Annotated in this window: 17 protein-coding genes; 6 read left to right on the forward strand and 11 right to left on the reverse strand. The window is 41.5% G+C overall.

Going from position 1 to position 17,306, the window contains the following annotated elements; translation table 11 throughout:
* The first annotated feature begins 8 nt into the window (after positions 1 to 8).
* The gene (locus tag AN214_RS02070; RefSeq protein ID WP_054978207.1) at positions 9 to 704 is read left to right on the forward strand and encodes a 2OG-Fe(II) oxygenase; all 696 of its coding nucleotides are present in this window, start codon (positions 9 to 11) and stop codon (positions 702 to 704) included.
* 20 nt (positions 705 to 724) lie between these two features.
* Here AN214_RS02070 and envZ read toward each other — a convergent pair whose 3' ends face one another.
* The 3 genes from envZ to greB all read right to left on the reverse strand — a co-directional run bounded on the left by envZ (position 725) and on the right by greB (position 3,382).
* Positions 725 to 2,032: a two-component system sensor histidine kinase EnvZ gene (envZ, locus tag AN214_RS02075; RefSeq protein WP_010561524.1), complete on the reverse strand. Its 1,308-nt coding sequence runs from the start codon at positions 2,030 to 2,032 to the stop codon at positions 725 to 727.
* 19 nt (positions 2,033 to 2,051) lie between these two features.
* Positions 2,052 to 2,771 carry a two-component system response regulator OmpR gene (gene ompR / locus AN214_RS02080; RefSeq protein WP_010561523.1) on the reverse strand — a complete coding sequence of 240 codons (720 nt, stop codon included), beginning with the start codon at positions 2,769 to 2,771 and terminating at the stop codon, positions 2,052 to 2,054.
* A 104-nt stretch (positions 2,772 to 2,875) separates the two neighbouring features.
* Complete coding sequence (greB, locus tag AN214_RS02085) at positions 2,876 to 3,382, reverse strand: transcription elongation factor GreB (protein WP_054978208.1); 507 nt, start codon at positions 3,380 to 3,382, stop codon at positions 2,876 to 2,878.
* A 156-nt stretch (positions 3,383 to 3,538) separates the two neighbouring features.
* Between greB and AN214_RS02090 the strand changes: the two genes are divergently transcribed.
* Positions 3,539 to 5,836, forward strand: coding sequence for a Tex family protein (locus tag AN214_RS02090; protein ID WP_054978209.1), 2,298 nt, complete (start codon positions 3,539 to 3,541; stop codon positions 5,834 to 5,836).
* A 262-nt stretch (positions 5,837 to 6,098) separates the two neighbouring features.
* On the opposite strand, the gene AN214_RS02095 is transcribed toward AN214_RS02090, so the two are convergent.
* The 3 genes from AN214_RS02095 to bioH form a co-directional block, all read right to left on the reverse strand.
* Entirely contained in the window at positions 6,099 to 6,932 is an 834-nt protein-coding gene (locus AN214_RS02095; RefSeq protein ID WP_054978210.1) for a putative metalloprotease CJM1_0395 family protein, read from the reverse strand.
* Positions 6,933 to 6,945: 13 nt separating this feature from the next.
* Positions 6,946 to 7,236: a flagellar basal body rod C-terminal domain-containing protein gene (locus AN214_RS02100; RefSeq protein ID WP_054978211.1), complete on the reverse strand. Its 291-nt coding sequence runs from the start codon at positions 7,234 to 7,236 to the stop codon at positions 6,946 to 6,948.
* A 102-nt stretch (positions 7,237 to 7,338) separates the two neighbouring features.
* The gene (gene bioH / locus AN214_RS02105; RefSeq protein WP_054978212.1) at positions 7,339 to 8,079 is read right to left on the reverse strand and encodes a pimeloyl-ACP methyl ester esterase BioH; all 741 of its coding nucleotides are present in this window, start codon (positions 8,077 to 8,079) and stop codon (positions 7,339 to 7,341) included.
* Between the two features lie 61 nt (positions 8,080 to 8,140).
* On the opposite strand from bioH, the gene AN214_RS02110 reads away from it, so the two are divergent.
* Entirely contained in the window at positions 8,141 to 8,833 is a 693-nt protein-coding gene (locus AN214_RS02110) for a ComF family protein (protein WP_082428462.1), read from the forward strand.
* A gap of 66 nt (positions 8,834 to 8,899) precedes the next feature.
* Here AN214_RS02110 and AN214_RS02115 read toward each other — a convergent pair whose 3' ends face one another.
* A complete protein-coding gene (locus AN214_RS02115) occupies positions 8,900 to 11,455 on the reverse strand; it encodes a M14 metallopeptidase family protein (protein ID WP_054978214.1) in 2,556 nt (851 codons plus the stop codon).
* Positions 11,456 to 11,664: 209 nt separating this feature from the next.
* On the opposite strand from AN214_RS02115, the gene nfuA reads away from it, so the two are divergent.
* Together nfuA and AN214_RS22930 are read left to right on the forward strand one after the other, a co-directional pair.
* Complete coding sequence (gene nfuA / locus AN214_RS02120; protein WP_010561515.1) at positions 11,665 to 12,240, forward strand: Fe-S biogenesis protein NfuA; 576 nt, start codon at positions 11,665 to 11,667, stop codon at positions 12,238 to 12,240.
* A complete protein-coding gene (locus AN214_RS22930; protein ID WP_082428466.1) occupies positions 12,233 to 12,505 on the forward strand; it encodes a hypothetical protein in 273 nt (90 codons plus the stop codon). Before nfuA ends, AN214_RS22930 begins: the two co-directional genes overlap by 8 nt.
* On the opposite strand, the gene AN214_RS02130 is transcribed toward AN214_RS22930, so the two are convergent.
* Positions 12,459 to 13,793 (reverse strand): MATE family efflux transporter, encoded by a 1,335-nt coding sequence (locus AN214_RS02130; RefSeq protein ID WP_200911106.1) that lies wholly within the window; start codon positions 13,791 to 13,793, stop codon positions 12,459 to 12,461. The genes AN214_RS22930 and AN214_RS02130 overlap by 47 nt on opposite strands.
* Between AN214_RS02130 and AN214_RS02135 the strand changes: the two genes are divergently transcribed.
* Positions 13,770 to 14,795, forward strand: a complete 1,026-nt coding sequence (locus AN214_RS02135; protein WP_200911107.1) for a polysaccharide deacetylase family protein — start codon at positions 13,770 to 13,772, stop codon at positions 14,793 to 14,795. The two genes, AN214_RS02130 and AN214_RS02135, sit on opposite strands and share 24 nt — an antisense overlap.
* A gap of 5 nt (positions 14,796 to 14,800) precedes the next feature.
* Here AN214_RS02135 and AN214_RS02140 read toward each other — a convergent pair whose 3' ends face one another.
* The 3 genes from AN214_RS02140 to AN214_RS02150 are packed head-to-tail and all read right to left on the reverse strand — an operon-like array spanning position 14,801 to position 17,261.
* Complete coding sequence (locus AN214_RS02140; RefSeq protein ID WP_054978218.1) at positions 14,801 to 15,829, reverse strand: chemotaxis response regulator protein-glutamate methylesterase; 1,029 nt, start codon at positions 15,827 to 15,829, stop codon at positions 14,801 to 14,803.
* A gap of 8 nt (positions 15,830 to 15,837) precedes the next feature.
* On the reverse strand, positions 15,838 to 16,446 hold the full coding sequence (gene cheD, locus AN214_RS02145) for a chemoreceptor glutamine deamidase CheD (RefSeq protein ID WP_054978219.1): 609 nt from the start codon (positions 16,444 to 16,446) through the stop codon (positions 15,838 to 15,840).
* The gene (locus tag AN214_RS02150) at positions 16,443 to 17,261 is read right to left on the reverse strand and encodes a protein-glutamate O-methyltransferase CheR (protein ID WP_082428463.1); all 819 of its coding nucleotides are present in this window, start codon (positions 17,259 to 17,261) and stop codon (positions 16,443 to 16,445) included. The genes cheD and AN214_RS02150 overlap by 4 nt, the downstream gene beginning before the upstream one ends.
* Positions 17,262 to 17,306: the final 45 nt, after the last annotated feature.

A 17,306-nucleotide genomic window follows, 5' to 3' on the forward strand; every position in this document is an offset into this window, starting at 1 on the left:
GGTCAATAATGCAGGATTTTATTCGAGTATACGACAATGTACTTAGCAAGGAGTTTTGTGACAACTTCCTCACTAAGTTTGATAACAGCCCGTTTTTAACACAAGGCAAAACCAGTGGCGGCGTTGACCTTAGTAAAAAGAACAGCCAAGACTTATATTTGAACCAACACATCGAATATCAAAGTGAGCTACAACATATTCTGCAAAACACCACCGAAAAAGTATTTGAGTATTTTGAAGAACACTTCTTTGCACTTATTGGCGCATTTGGATTAAAAGTATATCACCCAAAAACCAAACAGCCAGTTGACTTAACGGTAGAAAACTTTGAAGAAGTGGGTCGCCCTCAGTTACCCGTTTTAGTGCAACAAATTTTTCGCTTGGGTCAAATTCAAGCGCAAAAATACACTGCTGGCCAAGGCGGTTACCCCTACTGGCACAGTGAGGTTTATCCGCAAAAAGGCCATAACGATAGCTTGCACCGTATTTTACTGTTTATGTTTTATTTAAATGATGTGGAAGAAGGTGGTGAGACTGAATTCTATTATCAAAATAAAAAGATTAAACCAAAGCAAGGCTCTATGGTAATTGCACCGGCGTATTTCACTCACACCCACAGAGGGTGTATTCCAGTTTCCAATGATAAGTACATTGTCACATCATGGGTACTGTTCAATACTGCAGAACAAATTTATGGTGCCTAAATAAGCTAGGCACCATAAGGTTAGTTTGTTAAATGAACTCGCAAGCTAACCTTTGCTTCTAAACCGCCCTCAGCACGATTGCGCAATGTTACTTTTCCTTGATGCATATCGACAATGCGCTTAATAATTGCAAGTCCTAAGCCACTGCCCTCACTACCGCGCGCCTGATCGCCTTGGGTAAACGGCTGAAACACTCGCTCTAACTCGTGCTCAGGAATACCAGGGCCTTTGTCTTGCACAAGGATCTCAACATACTCTTTATTCGCAGAGTATTGAGTCACAACGGTGACATCCTCTTCGCTATAGCGCAGCGCGTTTTCAATCATATTTGTAATTACGCGCTTCATGGCAACATGGCTGATTGGAATATTTGGTAACGCTTCATTAGCACTAAAGCTAATTTCTCGACCTTGCTTTTGTTCCGATGCAACCACTTCCGAAACAAGTGCATTTATATCGTCTGGCGCTAAATCACTTAGCTTATGATTGCGCAGATACTCAATAAACTGATCAATAATCGCATTCATATCTTCGATATCGGTAATGATGCCTTCTCGTAAGTAATCTTCATGTTCCGACATCATTTCTGTTGCAAGACGAATACGTGTTAATGGCGTGCGTAAATCATGGGAAACACCAGCCATTAACAGTCTTCGATCTTCTTCTACCGCAGCAAGGCCACGTGACATTTGGTTAAAAGCACGCGTTACTTCAATCATTTCAATTGAACCTAGCTCGGGAAGTTGGCTCGAATAATCGCCCACTTCCACCTTGTTAGCTGCTTTTTGCATTGCTTTTAGAGGGCGGTTTAAGTGACTTGCAAATAACCAACCGCCTAACACGCTTAACACACCGATAAAGGCAAGGTAGAAAGTCAGTACTTTTACATTCGCCTCTTGAAAACCGACTAACGGAATTTTAACCCAGTAGCCTGGCGCTTGCGGTGGCTCAACCCAATACACAAGGATATCGGTCTGACTAATGCGTACACGCGCCTCCCCCTGCAAATATTCAGACATCACCCGAGACAAATAAGGATATTCGCTGGCTTGTTCTAAGCCGTGTCGCATCGCTTCACGTTCGCTCATCATCTCAACGCCAGTAGCCAAATAAAATTGCTCCGCAACTTCATCCGACATTTCCACACCATCTTGATGACCAATAAATACCGTGCGAACTTGTTTCGCCAGCATTAAGTTAACTTGCTCGATAGAAGGTTTTACAACGTAAAGCGTAACCGAAATATAAGATACGATTTGATTGATAAGCAGCAGTGCACCAACCAAAAAAACGGTTTGACCAAATGCACTGCGCGGAAAAATACGCATAATGTTAGCTTAGCTGTGGTTATTCTTTGCCATCTGGCACAAATACGTAGCCTAAGCCCCATACGGTTTGAATGTAACGCGGATTAGCAGCGTCTTCTTCAATCATGCGGCGTAATCGAGATACTTGCACATCGATACTACGCTCTAACGCACTGTAATCACGACCACGTGCTAAGTTCATTAATTTATCACGGCTTAGCGGTTCGCGAGGATGTGAAACTAAGGCTTTCAATACTGCAAACTCACCACTGGTAAGCGACACTGTTTCATCGCCTTTACTCATTTCGCGTGTTGCTAAGTTTAATGAGAACTGGCCAAAGCGTATTTCATTTTCTTCAGCCGAAGGCGCGCCTGGTACATCACTGGCACGACGACGTAAAATAGCTTTAATACGTGCAAGTAGTTCACGCGGGTTAAACGGCTTAGGAATATAGTCGTCAGCGCCAAGTTCTAAACCAATAATACGATCAACTTCATCGCCTTTAGCCGTAAGCATAACAATTGGGATGTCATTTTCTTTTTGGCGTAAACGGCGGCAAATCGATAAACCATCTTCGCCTGGTAGCATCAGGTCCAATACCATTAAATGAAAGTTTTCTCGTTCAATTAAGCGGTCCATTTGCTCCGAGTTTGCCGCAGAGCGCACAATAAAGCCTTGCTCTACTAAATAGCGCTCAAGTAAGCTGCGTAAACGCATGTCATCATCGACTACTAGTATTTTTGTTGTTTCTTGTCCCATGATTTCATTCTTCTGTTATTTTTTCTTTGGCAATATAGCCTACTATAAATACTTTTTTGACAATTAGGTAAAGGAAGAGTGTTACTAGGTATTACAAACTCTTACTATGGCGCATCATAAGTAATGGCATTAATAAAAAATAATGCTATACCCTCAGCATTTTTAAATTCAAACTCATCATCAACTTGTTTACCTAACATAGCACGAGCAAAGGGTGAATCGATGCTAATTTTGCCATTTTTCACATCAAACTCGTCTGGCCCAACGACCTGATAGTTAAAGGTATTACCTTCTTCATCTTCCACTTCGACACGGGCACCAAAAAACACTTTTCCTGCTTGTTCAGGCTTCGGGTAAACTATATTCACTTGTTCTAGACGTTTGGTTAAAAAGCGTACGCGGCGGTCAATTTCACGCAATCGCTTTTTACCATAAATGTATTCAGCGTTTTCCGAACGGTCGCCAAGTGCCGCAGCTTCCGATACTGCTTGTGTTACTCTTGGGCGTTCTTCTTTCCATAAGTAACGTAACTCCCTTTCTAGTTCATCATAGCCGCTACGTGTAATATAATTGGAACGCTTAGGAAATACCTGCTTAGGTGGTTTTCTCATAATTAAATAACTAGGTGTGGTAATTTATTTATTGCTTATGATTGAAAAATTTAAGTTTAGATACAAGATCTATAGGCAATATATATAAAACAAATTTTCTGGTGTGGTCTCTCAAAATTACAAACCACCCACTTTTTACCGATTTAAAGGTTTTTAATGAACGCTATTGCTAATCAATTAGCTCACGAGCTAAACGCCTCAGTACAGCAAGTGACTGCTGCAACACAATTATTAGACGATGGAGCAACCGTTCCATTTATTGCTCGATATAGAAAGGAAGTTACCGGTGGTTTAGATGATGGCCAACTGCGTTTACTTGAACAGCGCCTTGGCTATCTTCGTGAGTTAGAAGAACGTCGCTCATTTATTCTTAAGACCATTGAAGGGCAAGATAAGCTAAGTGCTGAGTTAAAGGCCGATATCGATAAGGCAACCAGTAAAACAGAACTGGAAGATCTTTACTTACCTTATAAACCAAAACGCCGTACTAAAGGGCAAATTGCTATTGAGGCAGGTCTTGAGCCGCTGGCAAACCAATTATTAGATAACCCAGTGCTTGATCCAGAAGTAACCGCAACTGACTTTATTAACCCTGAAAAAGGCATTGAAGACAGTAAAGCAGCGCTTGATGGTGCTAAATTTATCTTAATGGAGCGTTTTGCGGAAGATGCAAAATTGCTGGCTAAGTTAAGAAGCATGCTACAAAAACATGCGTTTATTGAAAGCAAAGTGATTGCTGGCAAAGAAAAAGACGGTGCCAAATATCAAGATTACTTTGAACACAGCGAAGCCTTAAGCCGCGTACCGTCACACCGAGCATTAGCAATGCTGCGTGCGCGTAATGAAGGCATTATCAGCCTAACAATTAATCCTGATCCAAGTTTAGAAGATGGTAACGCTGAGTGTGTTCGTATTATCGCCGATCATTACAAGTTAGACGTACTAGCGAGCCCATGGCTTAAGCAAGTAGCGCAATGGACCTGGAAAATTAAATTAGCACTTCACTTAGAAAACGAGTTTTTAGGTAAGATCAGGGAAGTTGCAGAGCAAGGTGCAATTGATGTCTTTGCTAAGAACCTAAATGATTTATTAATGGCTGCGCCAGCGGGCGCAAAAACCACGTTAGGTCTCGATCCTGGCTTACGTACAGGTTGTAAAGTTGCGGTGGTAGATAAAACCGGCAAGCTGCTCGATAACGTAACGATCTACCCACATGCACCACAAAATCATTGGGATAAGTCACTGCGTACACTAAGTCAATTGTGCCGCCAACATAAAGTTGAGCTTATCGCCATCGGTAACGGCACAGCATCACGTGAAAGTGACAAATTAATTGCCGAACTGTTAAAACAAGAAACCGACCTAAAAATGAGCAAAGTTATGGTCAGCGAAGCTGGCGCATCGGTTTACTCAGCATCTGAAGTTGCAGCCGAAGAGTTTCCTAATCTAGACGTATCTATTCGTGGTGCGGTTTCTATAGCACGTCGTTTACAAGACCCTCTTGCTGAGCTTGTGAAAATTGAGCCAAAAGCAATTGGTGTTGGTCAGTACCAGCACGATGTATCACAAAGCCAATTAGGTCAAAGCCTAACAGCTGTTGTTGAGGACTGTGTAAACGCCGTTGGTGTAGATGTAAACATGGCATCAGCACAACTATTAACACGTGTCGCAGGCTTAAACAAAACCCTTGCGCAAAATATTGTTAGCTACCGCGACCAAAACGGTACGTTTAATTCACGTAAAGAGCTTAAAAAAGTTGAACGCCTTGGTCCTAAAGCATTTGAGCAATCTGCTGGTTTCTTACGCATTAACCAAGGCAAAGATCCATTAGATAGCTCCGCTGTTCACCCTGAAGCTTATGAGATTGTTAAGAGCATCGCTGCAAAGGCGGACGTTTCAGTGGCAGAACTCATTGGTAATTCAGGTTTACTAAAATCACTTTCACCACAAGACTTTGTAACGGATAAGTTTGGCCTACCAACCATCAGCGATATTTTAGCTGAGCTTGATAAACCAGGTCGCGATCCTCGTCCAGAATTCAAAACAGCAAGCTTTAAAGATGGTGTTGAAAAAATCGCAGATCTTAAGCCAGGTATGGTTTTAGAAGGTGTTGTATCAAACGTTGCAAACTTTGGCGCCTTCGTCGATGTGGGCGTACACCAAGACGGCTTAGTGCATATTTCATCATTAACCAACAAGTTTGTTTCAGATCCACGTGAAGTGGTAAAAGCAGGCGATATTGTAAAAGTAAAAGTGCTTGAAGTAGACGTCGAACGCAAACGTATCAGCTTTACGATGCGCTTAGACGAAGAAGTGCGTGAGAAAGCACCAGCCGCCAAGCCGAAAACGAATAAACCATCGCAAGCTACTGCAAAAAAAGCAAAGCCTAAGCAAAATAATAATGCTGCTATGGGTAACGCATTTGCTGAAGCATTCGCAAAGCTAAAGAAATAACGTGATTTAAGCTACGGGCTGTTGATCTTTCAAGTACATTTGAGAACTGTGAGTGATACTTTGCCCGCTAGTTTGATTAGGGTCTGTTGATCTTTCAAGTTCGTTTTTGCAGCAGTTTGATTGGGGTTTATACAAGGCAGAGGCTGCGTGGCATAGTCATTCTATGTAAGTCAGCCGATAACACAGTAGAAAACCCGATCAAGCGCTGCCGAATTGTTATAAACACAATCATAAAAAACCGCACTGGGTGCGGTTTTTTTATTTATGCATAGCTTGCTAAGTTGGGCCGTTCAAACGGCGACGTTGCAGCCTGATAGAATTTAGCGATGCGTTCTGCTCGCTGATTAACTTCAGAATCACGACGCTCACTAAAATCGTAGTTAGCTTGCTTAGCTTCGCCATCGTCAGCCTCTGTATCTGAGCTTTCTTCGTTTTTATCAAAAAACGTACTCAGCTCAGCATTCAAATCAGCTCGCGCTTCGCTCATTTTCTGATTCGCTTCAGCAGCAATCGAGCGATCCGCTCCTGATGGTTCTTGTGGGGCTAGTGCAGCTGCGCGCACTTGCTGCATTTTGTCTATGGTTGCCTGCGGGTCGTTAGGTACTTCGCTTATATCAATCGGCACTTCACCCGCAACTGCATAATTGTTGCCATCGCTACCACGCTCATATTCATAGCTTGGGCTACCAGCATACTGACCACCTACTGCCGCATGTGCTTGCTCATGTGCTTTGACTTCGCGATCTCTTTGCTTGAGCTGAGAAAGTGCTTGCGCCTCTACTTGCTCAAGCTGTTTTTGCTTCTCTTGCTCTTGTTGCTTACTTTGCTGCTCTTGCTGTTCCTGTTCTTGCTCTTTTTCACTTACTTTAGTGATGTCTTCGGATTTATTTTCGAGCGCGTCTTGGTTTTCAATTTGGCTACTGCCAGGTTGACGTGTTTTATCTTGATCAGCTGCGAGACGAGAATTTGCAGCGGCAGCTTCTGCTTGCTTTACAGGCGTAACTAAATCGCGCAACTGATTATCACGTCGCGCTGTCTCAGTATGTACATTAGCCGTATTTAAGCTAATGTTAGGATAAGTTGTTACGATGTTCATTTGTTTTGCTGAGCTAAACTCTTACATCAATTAAAGTACCCAACACCTCATCTGCCGTTTGAATTGAACGAGTATTTGCTTGCGCATTAAATTGCTCAACCCTAAGGTTTACCAGCTCGTTAGTTACATTAACTCGTGGGCTTTGCGCTTCACGCGTTTCTGGTGCTGGCTCGGCGCGTTCAACTTCTCGTTCCGTTTGCGCACGTGCAATATTTGCTGAAGACTCAGTAATACTATCAGAAGCACTTTGCAGGCCTTGTAAGCCAGCATTAAATGCAGACCCCAAGTTGTTTGAAACGTCCATAAACACTCCTTTATTCATAAAGAATAGTGATAGCTTTATTATCGCTCAAAATTCCATCAAAATAAAGTTAAAGCGGCAATAATTTGCCGCCCTGGAAATGTTTTAACTTTCTATATGAGATAACAATAAGTTAGTAAATTCTTGCGGGTGAGAAATAAAAGGTGCATGAGATGCTTTAGCTAGAATATCTGCCTTAAATTGAGGATTAAGTTGCTGCATTTTTGCGACAGCTTTCACTGGCACAAGGGAGTCAAGGCGGCCAAAAATACCAGAGATAGGTAAAGGAAGTTGCGCAAAAAGATCTCTCAAATCTTCATTTTTTAAAATAGCCAAACCTCCTGATAACGCGATCTCTTGCGCCGCTGGGTATTCAGCAAGCAAGGCTTTTATTTGCTTAATGTCTTGCTTTGCATGCTCACTTCCCATTGCCTGAATTGCCAAAAACCGCTCTACAGTTTTTTGGTGATTGGTGCTCAATTGCGCCATAAAGGTATCTAACACCTTGTCGTCAATACCACGCCACTGCTCACTGCTTGCAAAAAATGGGGTTGAAGCAACCAGCACAATCTTCTTTACTTTATCAGGGAAGAGCGCAGCAATTTTTAGCACAACGAGACCAGATAAAGACCAAGCAACTAACACAGACTGGTCTGCAATATCTTTTGCTAGTTGCCTTGCAACACATTCTAAATTATATACAGCATCGCTAAATTGATTACCGCCAAAACCAGGTAAATTCAAAGTATGTATTGTATGGTCACTTTGCACCTCAAGTGCATCTTTTTGTAACTGCCAAATACCTTTATTCATGCCCCAACCATGCAGTAGAACTACATCAGCCATACTTTGCCCTCACTTTAAATTTTTGCCGCTATACTAACAGTTAGCGATATGGAAATCCTATATGAATTACTGCTCCCGACTTTTCAATTGGGCATTGCCGAATCTATGCGTGTGCTGCCGTCAACCTATTCGTGCTCCGGCAAAAATTTGCCGCGTATGTTTGTCTGATATTGAGCGGTTAAGTTTTAAAAGCTCAGCAAACCTACTTCACCGCCCAGATATCAACAAACTAATACCCAACCCTACATTTGACTCACTCTTTGCAGCTTGTTGGTATCAACATCCGGCTTCAACTTGGCTAAAAGGCATTAAATTTAATAAACAACTGACATGCAAAGCGGCATTACATCAGTTAATTAAAGCGCAAATGAAAGACGCGCAAGCAGAACATAATTGGCAAATGCCCGATGTGTTAATGCCAGTACCATTGCATTGGCAGCGGCGCATTTTTCGCGGTTTCAATCAAAGTGAAGAAATTTGGCAACGCACCGGTATTGCAGTTGATACCAAATCCATTATCCGCACCAAACGCACTAAGCCGCAGAGCGAACTAAATAAACGCGCTCGAAAAACCAATATTAAAGGTGCGTTTAGCTGTGAGCTCAAACACCAATACCAACATGTTGCAATTGTTGATGACATCATAACTACGGGATACACGGTTAATGAAATTGCAAGGTTATTAAAAAGCGCAGGGGTGAAACAGGTTTCAGTGTGGGTGTTTGCGATTAGTGATCCAACGAAATCGAGTTAAGTTAATCCTGTTAATAAAAAAGGCGTCCAAGACGCCTTTTACATAATAAACTTTTAGTAACTTAGGCTATTTAACATCAATCGCATGACCAAAAAAAATAGCATTACTTAGTAAACGGCTTGTGCCATACCAATAACTACGAAACACTGGGTTATCTGACATTGCAATCACTTTGCCCTTACCATAATTGTGTGCCATTAAAACGCCTGCACCGGCGATTTGCTGATTGTTTAGCTCATGACTAAAGCCCGCTAGTAGCGGTGTTTTAGTATAGGTTGCAACATTTACAAACGGCTTTTCACTTGGTTTTAAAACAAAGGTGCTGTTTTTAAACACCGGCAATGTGCCACGCTCAAATGAGAAGCTTAGAGGGTGGCTTAAATCGATATTCGCATTAAAAATAGCGCCTGCGATTCGTTTATCACCATGGTAACTATCTTTATCAGCATAACTCAAGTTGTCGGTTGGGAAAGCTTTTGCCATTTCGCTAGTTGAAAGATATTCCGCTTTCAAAATACCCTTGTCAGCTAAGAATTTAGCACCCGATTTATGACCCCAAATTACACCACCGTGTTGCACCCAGTATTTTAGCTTTTCAACCATTTTTGCATTTACAGTCGAAAAACTGCCATTGGTTAAAATAACATGCGTATATGATGATAAATCAATGCGTTCTAAACGGTCTAAATCAACCAACGTAGCGGCAATATCTAAGTAACGGTCAAGGTAATACCAAACTTCACCTACTTCATATTGACTTGTACCTTTACCGCCTAATAGTAATACTTTTGGTGTTTTTAACGGCACGATATTGCGCGAACCAATATCAACACCTTGCGCTGTTAATCCCGATGTTATTTGATGTACTTTTACCGGTGAATTGCTAGCTAATTGCTGAACCTTGTTAAACCAATCAGCATCTTGTCGCAGACCTTTGGCGATAATAATTGCGCCAGCAGCAAACCGTTGTTCACCACTTGCAGTAGATGCGGTAAATGGTTTCATTGCCGCTCGAGCAATAACACCATTTTGCTGTAACTGTGATAGCAGCTTAGGTGCTAGGTAATCGTTCCATTCAAAGGCATAAGCATAACTTGAAGCTAGGTTCTGGTTTTCAGTTTGATTAGCTGGCTGCCATGAGTCTTGGTATTTAATACCACGGGTTGAGGTTACAGCAGAAAATTCAAGGTTAAATGAATGCGCTAAGTTCCAACCTGAAACATCATAAAAGGTATTATCGTTAAAGCTTGTTTGTTCTAAAAATGCGCCTTTAATTAAGCGATATTGAGGCTGATTTAGCGGAATATAAACGCTGCTATTAGCAGAGAAACCTTGCTTGTTAACGCTAACGTCTTTACTCAGTGGATATGCCTTAATCTGATGCTGCTGCAATAGCGACAAAAATAACTCATAACGTGATTTGTCGTTACCAGCTGCAACTACATAGCCTTTTACTTTATCTTTTTTCGCAAGCTTTGCGGTATCTTGATAAAACTTCTGCTGGTAAGACAGCAAACTTTGCTTGCCCGATACAACCGCATCAAAAGTAGATAAAGAGGTTGTTAATTGGTTTTTAACAGCATCATAAAACTCGCGCACACCATTGATAGTTTCATGCTTGTGGCCTCGGGCACTGCCTTGCTCAAACAAAATACCAATGGTGCCGTGAATATCAGGATAAGTAGAACCCTTACCAATATAAAAGTCATCAAAGCTTTCTTCAGTAAAGTACAGCTCACCTTGTTGATCTAATGCGGCTGCGTGAAAGGTCGCTATTTCTTTTGTTAGTTCTACATTTTGCTCAGGAGTAAGTGGAAACTTACGCGATGGAATACCCGGTTGGAAAAAATAAGTGCTGTGTGGACCCATTTCATGAAAGTCAGTTAATACATGGGGCACCCATTGATGATACTTAGCAATACGCGCCTGCGACTCTGGGTGTTGAAGCAATAACCAGTCTCGGTTTAGGTCGGTAAAATAGTGGTTTGTTCTGCCGCTCGGCCAAGCTTCATTATGTTCTCTGTGGTTTTCATCTGCGACCAAGTTTTTGCCTTTATGACTATTCACCCATTGTGCAAATCGCGCTAAACCATCTGGGTTTAATGCAGGATCTAACAAAATAACTGTTTCGTCTAATAAGCGATCAATTTTTTCACCTTGCGCTGCAGCAAGGTAATAGGCAACTAATAACGCAGCATTACTGCCACTTGCTTCGTTACCATGCACACTATAGCCCATCCACGTGATTACAGGTGCATCAGCATTGATTGTTGTACCTTCGATTGATTGCGCTAAGTGCTGTTTACGCACAGTTTCTATGTTATTTAAGCGTGCTGGGTTAGCGATCGTTAATAATAATAACGGACGTTGTTCATGGCTGTAACCAATCACCTCAATGTTGATGCGCTCACTTTTTTCAGCGAGCAATTTCATATAGCTAACAAGCTGATCATGGCGAACATGCCAATCGCCTACCTGATAACCCAGAACAGACTCTGGCGTAGGAATAGAAGGATCGAAACGAATATTATCGTCAAAATAAAAGTTCAAGTTCGTTGCTGAACTGATACAGCTAAACAGTGTCAAACAGGCTGTTATTAAAAAAAAGGACAGCTTTTTCATAGTGATGCCATAATGATAGGTTAGTTATATTTATTGCATTTTTATGCATATTCACATTAACAATGTTTACTACGCAAACCTACAGCTTTAAGTTGAAGCAGCAAAAAAATAAGATAAGTTAAAACCTTTTCAACTTGCCCTACTATTTTAGCAAAGCAAAAAAGTGATATACTAAAAACCGAGTAAATTAGTCAGGTATAGGTCGAATTATGATTACCATTTCTGAGGCAGCACAAAGCCACTTTGCCAAACTGCTAGCAGATCAAGCTGAAGGCACTAACATTCGCGTTTTTGTGGTTAACCCAGGTACAACACAAGCCGAGTGTGGCGTGTCATATTGTCCGGCAGATGCCGTTGAAGAAACGGACATTAAGTTACCATTTAATGGATTCGATGCCGTTGTTGACGAAGAAAGCGCACCGTTTTTAGAAGAAGCCGATATTGATTTTGTTACTGACAAAATGGGCTCGCAACTAACGCTTAAAGCACCAAATGCAAAAGCGAAGAAGCTAAGTGATGACGCGTCACTGCAAGAGCGTGTGCAACATATGATTGAAACAGAAATTAACCCACAACTAGCGAATCACGGTGGTCAGGTTAACTTAGTTGAAATCACCAAAGACGGTATTGCCGTAGTCCAGTTTGGTGGTGGTTGTAATGGTTGTTCAATGATTGATGTAACACTTAAAGACGGCATTGAAACGCAAATGGTTGCTAAGTTTGATGAAATCACAGGTGTACGTGACATTACTGAACACCAGTCTGGCGAGCATTCATATTACTAAGTTCAAACATCTAGTCTACCGACTAGGTCAAGAACCTAAAACAAGCCTAAAACGCTTTTTCAGCGGTTTAGGCTTGTTTTTTATTGCTGCCAGCTTAATTGTTTATGGCTACTTCAACAGTCATTATTTTCAAATAGCAGGGCTTGTTCTACTACCTATCGCGCTGTACTTTGCCATTTACGGCTATTTAGGTATTTTTGCTAATCGCTTTTCACAAGTTATTGCAAAAGCTGACGAGAGCGCCAAAAATCGTGATATTTTTTAGCCAGCGTTAATCCTCTTAACGCCATAAAACACGTCATTGCCAGCCATAACCCGTGATTACCCAAAGGGTAGCTAATGGCAAATACTCCCGCAAAGCCAACAAGTGCTGAAAAAATCATGGTATTACGCATTTCTTTTGCGCGGGTTAAACCTACGAACACGCCATCGTACAAAAAGCAAAAACTAGCAATTGGCGGCAAAATAATAGACCAAATTAGAAACTTCTCGGCGGTCGCCAACACATTAGGCAGATCGGTTAACATACTGATAATCCAGCTACCTAGCAGCAAAAACATTACACTGTATAAACAAGCAAACATAAAAGCCCAAAAGCGGCCGATAACAACCCAAATATGAATCGCTTGCGCCTTTTTTCGTCCTTTTGCTTGGCCCACTTTAGCTTCTACAGCATAGGCAATGCCATCTAAAGCGAAGCTTACTAATAATAAAAAATTAAGTAATACAGCATTTGCAGCAAGTGTGGCATCCCCTAAAAAGCCGCCATAGTAAGTCATAAAGGCAAAGCAAAGCTGCAAAAACAATGAGCGAATAAAGATATCTCGATTTAGCTTAAGCGCACTCGATAGGCCGTCGAGTGATGTTTTAAAAAGCGCGGAGAACGATAATCCATGTTTAGTAAAACGCGCTTTAAGTAGCAACAAAGCGGCAAATAAACCAATGTAATCGGCGAATACCGAAGCAAGTGCAGCACCTTCAACCTGCCAGTCAAAACCCACTACAAATACAATATCGAGCACAATATTGGCGACATTGGTCACCAGCACGATCATTAACGTGCCTTTACTGTATTGTGTGCCTAACATCCACGCCAATAACACCATATTGAGTAATGCGGCAGGCGCGCTAAAAATACGAATATTAAAATACGTTTGTGCGTGCTTTATCGCGGCATCACTTCCCGATAAAAACAGCCCCATAAAATGGCTGAACACAGGGCTTATTGCTAGTAACAATAGCGCAACAGCGAACGCAAACAGTGCTGCGCGTTTTAGCTCTTGCAGCAAACCATTTTTACTGTCTTTGCCGTAAGCCTGTGCAACCAAGCCGGTTGTGCTCATACGTAAAAAACCTGCGAGCCAAAAAAGTAAATTGATAACCATGCTGCCAAGTGCCACGCCGGCTAAAAAGCTAGCGTCACTGAGGTGGCCGATTACACCTGTATCTACCAAACCGAGAAGTGGTACACTAATGTTTGATATAATCATCGGCCAAGCGAGTATTAGCAGCCCAACATGGAACGATTTATGACGAGTAAAAAAGTTTTTCATTTATTTATTGGATTATGGTTAATCTGTTATTTTACGTTTGCTAATGCCGCTGTGATTTTACAATATCACCATGTATCAGAAACTTTACCACGTGTGACAAGCCTATCTGAAAATGAATTCAGCGCCCACTTAAGTTATTTAAAAGATAATAATTATAGTGTTGTTCCACTTCAGCACATTATTGAAGCAGTTAAAGAGCAAAAGAGTATACCTGACAAAACAGTTGCACTCACATTTGACGATGGATTTATTAATAACTTCACGCAAGCAGCCCCCATTTTAAAGCGCTTTAACTATCCCTATACCATTTTTGTAAACCCACAACTGATAGACGAAGGTAAAAGCTATGTGATGACGTGGCCGCAGCTAAAAGCACTGACGAAAGAAGGTGCATACATTGCAAACCACAGCGCAAAGCACGATTACTTGCATATCCGCGAAAATAACGAGTCACTTGAGCAATGGCGAGAGAGAATACGCAACGATATCACGCATTCTGAACAACGTATTAAGCAGGAGATTGGCCACAACTTTAAGTATGTCGCCTATCCCTATGGTGAATTTAATCGTGAATTACAAACGTTAGTAAAAGAGTTGGGCTATGTTGGTATTGGTCAGCATTCAGGCGCTGTTGGGTTAAGTACCGACTTAACGCGCGTGCCGCGCTTTCCGGCATCAGGGGTTTATGCCAATTTAGACACGTTAAAAACAAAAATCGCAAGTCTGCCGTTTTCATTTAACCTAAAAGCACAATCGGTTACAACCAACACGACACCAGTACTCAGATTAACCTTTACCGAGAGAGACTTTAACAATTCGCAATTCAATTGTTTTATCAGCGGCAACACAGCCAAAATTACTTGGCAAAGTGAAAATGAAGTTACCGTGCAAAGTGAAGGTGAGCTAAACAAAGGACGTTCGCGTTACAATTGTACTGCGCCAAGTAAATCTAAAGCGGGCCGATTTTACTGGTTATCTCACCCTTTCGTGATAACTGAATAGCAGAATTATTTTTTTGCCCAAGTTGCAATTTCATTTGCAACCGAATCTAAACTAAGAACTTTTTGCGCTGCGTCCAATTCGACTGCAGCGCGCGGCATACCCCAAACCACGCTCGACGCCTCATCTTGTGCCAAAGTATACGCATCACACTCTTTTAGCTTTAACAAACCAGCGGCACCATCAGCCCCCATGCCAGTAAGTAACGACGCGCACACTTTTTTACCCAAGTTTAATTTAGCAATTGATTTAAACAATACATCGACAGCAGGGCGATGACGATTAACAGGTGCAGATTGAACCACTTTACACATCAGTTTCGTGCCTTTGCTCACCACTGCTAAGTGGTAATCGCCAGGTGCGATATAAACATGATTAGGCTTAATTTCTTCATCATCCTCCGCCTCTTTAACTGTTAACGCAACTGAACGATCCATACGCTCTGCAAACGAAGCAGAAAAAACAGGTGGAATATGCTGAGTAATAACAATTGGCGGAAATTGCTCAGGCAAGCCAGTTAACACTTCTTTAATTGCCTCAGTGCCACCAGTTGATGCACCAATTGCCACCAGCTTAGCATTATCAAAAGTACCCGTAACCACACTCGTCACAGGAGTAGTTACGGGTTTTATCGCTCGTACACGAGCTTTTGCTGCCGCTCTTATTTTTTCGTGTAAGGTTTGCGCGTAGCCATGCAGTTTGTCACCAACTTGTTGTGTTGGTTTGGCAACAAAATCAACGGCTCCTAATTCTAAACATTCGAGCGTTATCGGTGCGCCTTGCTGAGTTAAGGTCGAAATCATTACAACTGGCATCGGCCTTAGTCGCATCAAGTTTTTTAAAAAACTCACGCCATCCATTTTTGGCATTTCTACATCGAGCGTTAGCACATCTGGATTAAGCTTTTTAATTAAATCCCTCGCTTGATACGGATCATTTGCCGTACCAATTACTTCAATATCCTGTGCTTGCTGTAAGACCTCTGTCAGTACCGCTCGAATCAATGGTGAGTCATCAACTACTAAAACCCTGATCATCTTAATTCCTAAAATAGCTCGATATCAGTATGCGTATCTTGCTCTTCAATTTCGTGAAGATATTTAAATTCACGTTGTTGAATTGTATCGTTATGCATACTTCGAAGTTTTTTTACCTGTGCTTTGCCTGTAGTGGGATTAAACAGCACTTTTCGCGGCCAAGGCCCACCAACATCATGGGACTCAACTTGCAACCCTTCGTTTTTTAAAAATTGCGACACAAATATAATATTACCTTCGCCAATGTCGCCCATTCCGCGAATTATCTTACCACCACCAAAAATTTTAATTTTAAAGTTATCGCGATTGCCACCGTTTTTAATAATTTCATTAATCAAAAACTCCATCGCCCAGTTACCATAGCGACAGCTTAGACTATCAATACTTGCATTATTATTTGCCGGAAGCATAAAGTGATTCATGCCGCCTATCCCCATTTTGTAGTCATAAACACATGCTGATATACACGAGCCCAGCACCGTAGAAATTAATTCATTTTGTTTAGTAACATACACTTCGCCGGGTAAAATTTTCGCGACAACGGCGTCACGACCTCTATCCCAATAACGTTTTATGTTTTCAAAGCCGTTTAGGCACTGCTTAAAATTCTCGTTCAAAGTGCCTTCCTGTACATGGTTTTACCAAGCGCTACAAATTCCGTTTGTGTCTTATTCATACTTTCTGAATGACCTAAAAATAAATGCCCTTGCGAACATAGCTGAGCAGCATAGCGTTGAAATAACAGTTCTTTTGTTGGCTGATCAAAGTAGATCACAACATTACGACAAAAGATCACGTCAAATTCACCTTTCATAGGCCACTCTTGTAATAAATTAAGTCGCTTAAAGTAAATTTTGTCTCTTAGTTCAGGCCTTACTTTAAACAGGCCACTTTGTTTATTACGCAGAAAAAAGCGTTTTTTTAGGCCGTTATCTAAGCCTGTAATTGAGTTTTCTGCGTATTCACCCGCGCTTGCTTTCGCCAGTACATTTGAATCTAAGTCCGTTGCTAATATCTTCACATCCCAATTAGACGGAAACTTATCAGCCAAAGTCATCGCTATCGTATAAGGCTCTTCACCTGTAGAACAACCCGCTGACCATATTCTTACTCGCCTTGAGCTTTTATTACGTTCAAGAATTTGAGCAATAAGCGTTTCACGCAAAAAATCGAAATGATACGGTTCGCGAAAAAATGAAGTTAAATTAGTAGTGATTGCATTAATAAAATGACTAAACTCGTCACGCTTATGTTGATCAAGGTAAGTAATATACTGTGCAAAACTTGCCAAATTTAATGCACGAATACGGCGCGCCAAACGAGAATAAACCATTTCACGTTTATGGCTACCAAGCACAATACCACAGGCTTCGTAAACCATTTTTGCGATCAATTCAAACTCTTGATCTGTTAGCAGAAATTCCTTCGCCACAATGACTCCTAGAGTAAGCTAAGCAGAAACCTCGGCCTAGCTTTA

The organism is Pseudoalteromonas sp. P1-9, assembly GCF_001399975.1.
Taxonomy (GTDB): Bacteria; Pseudomonadota; Gammaproteobacteria; order Enterobacterales; family Alteromonadaceae; genus Pseudoalteromonas.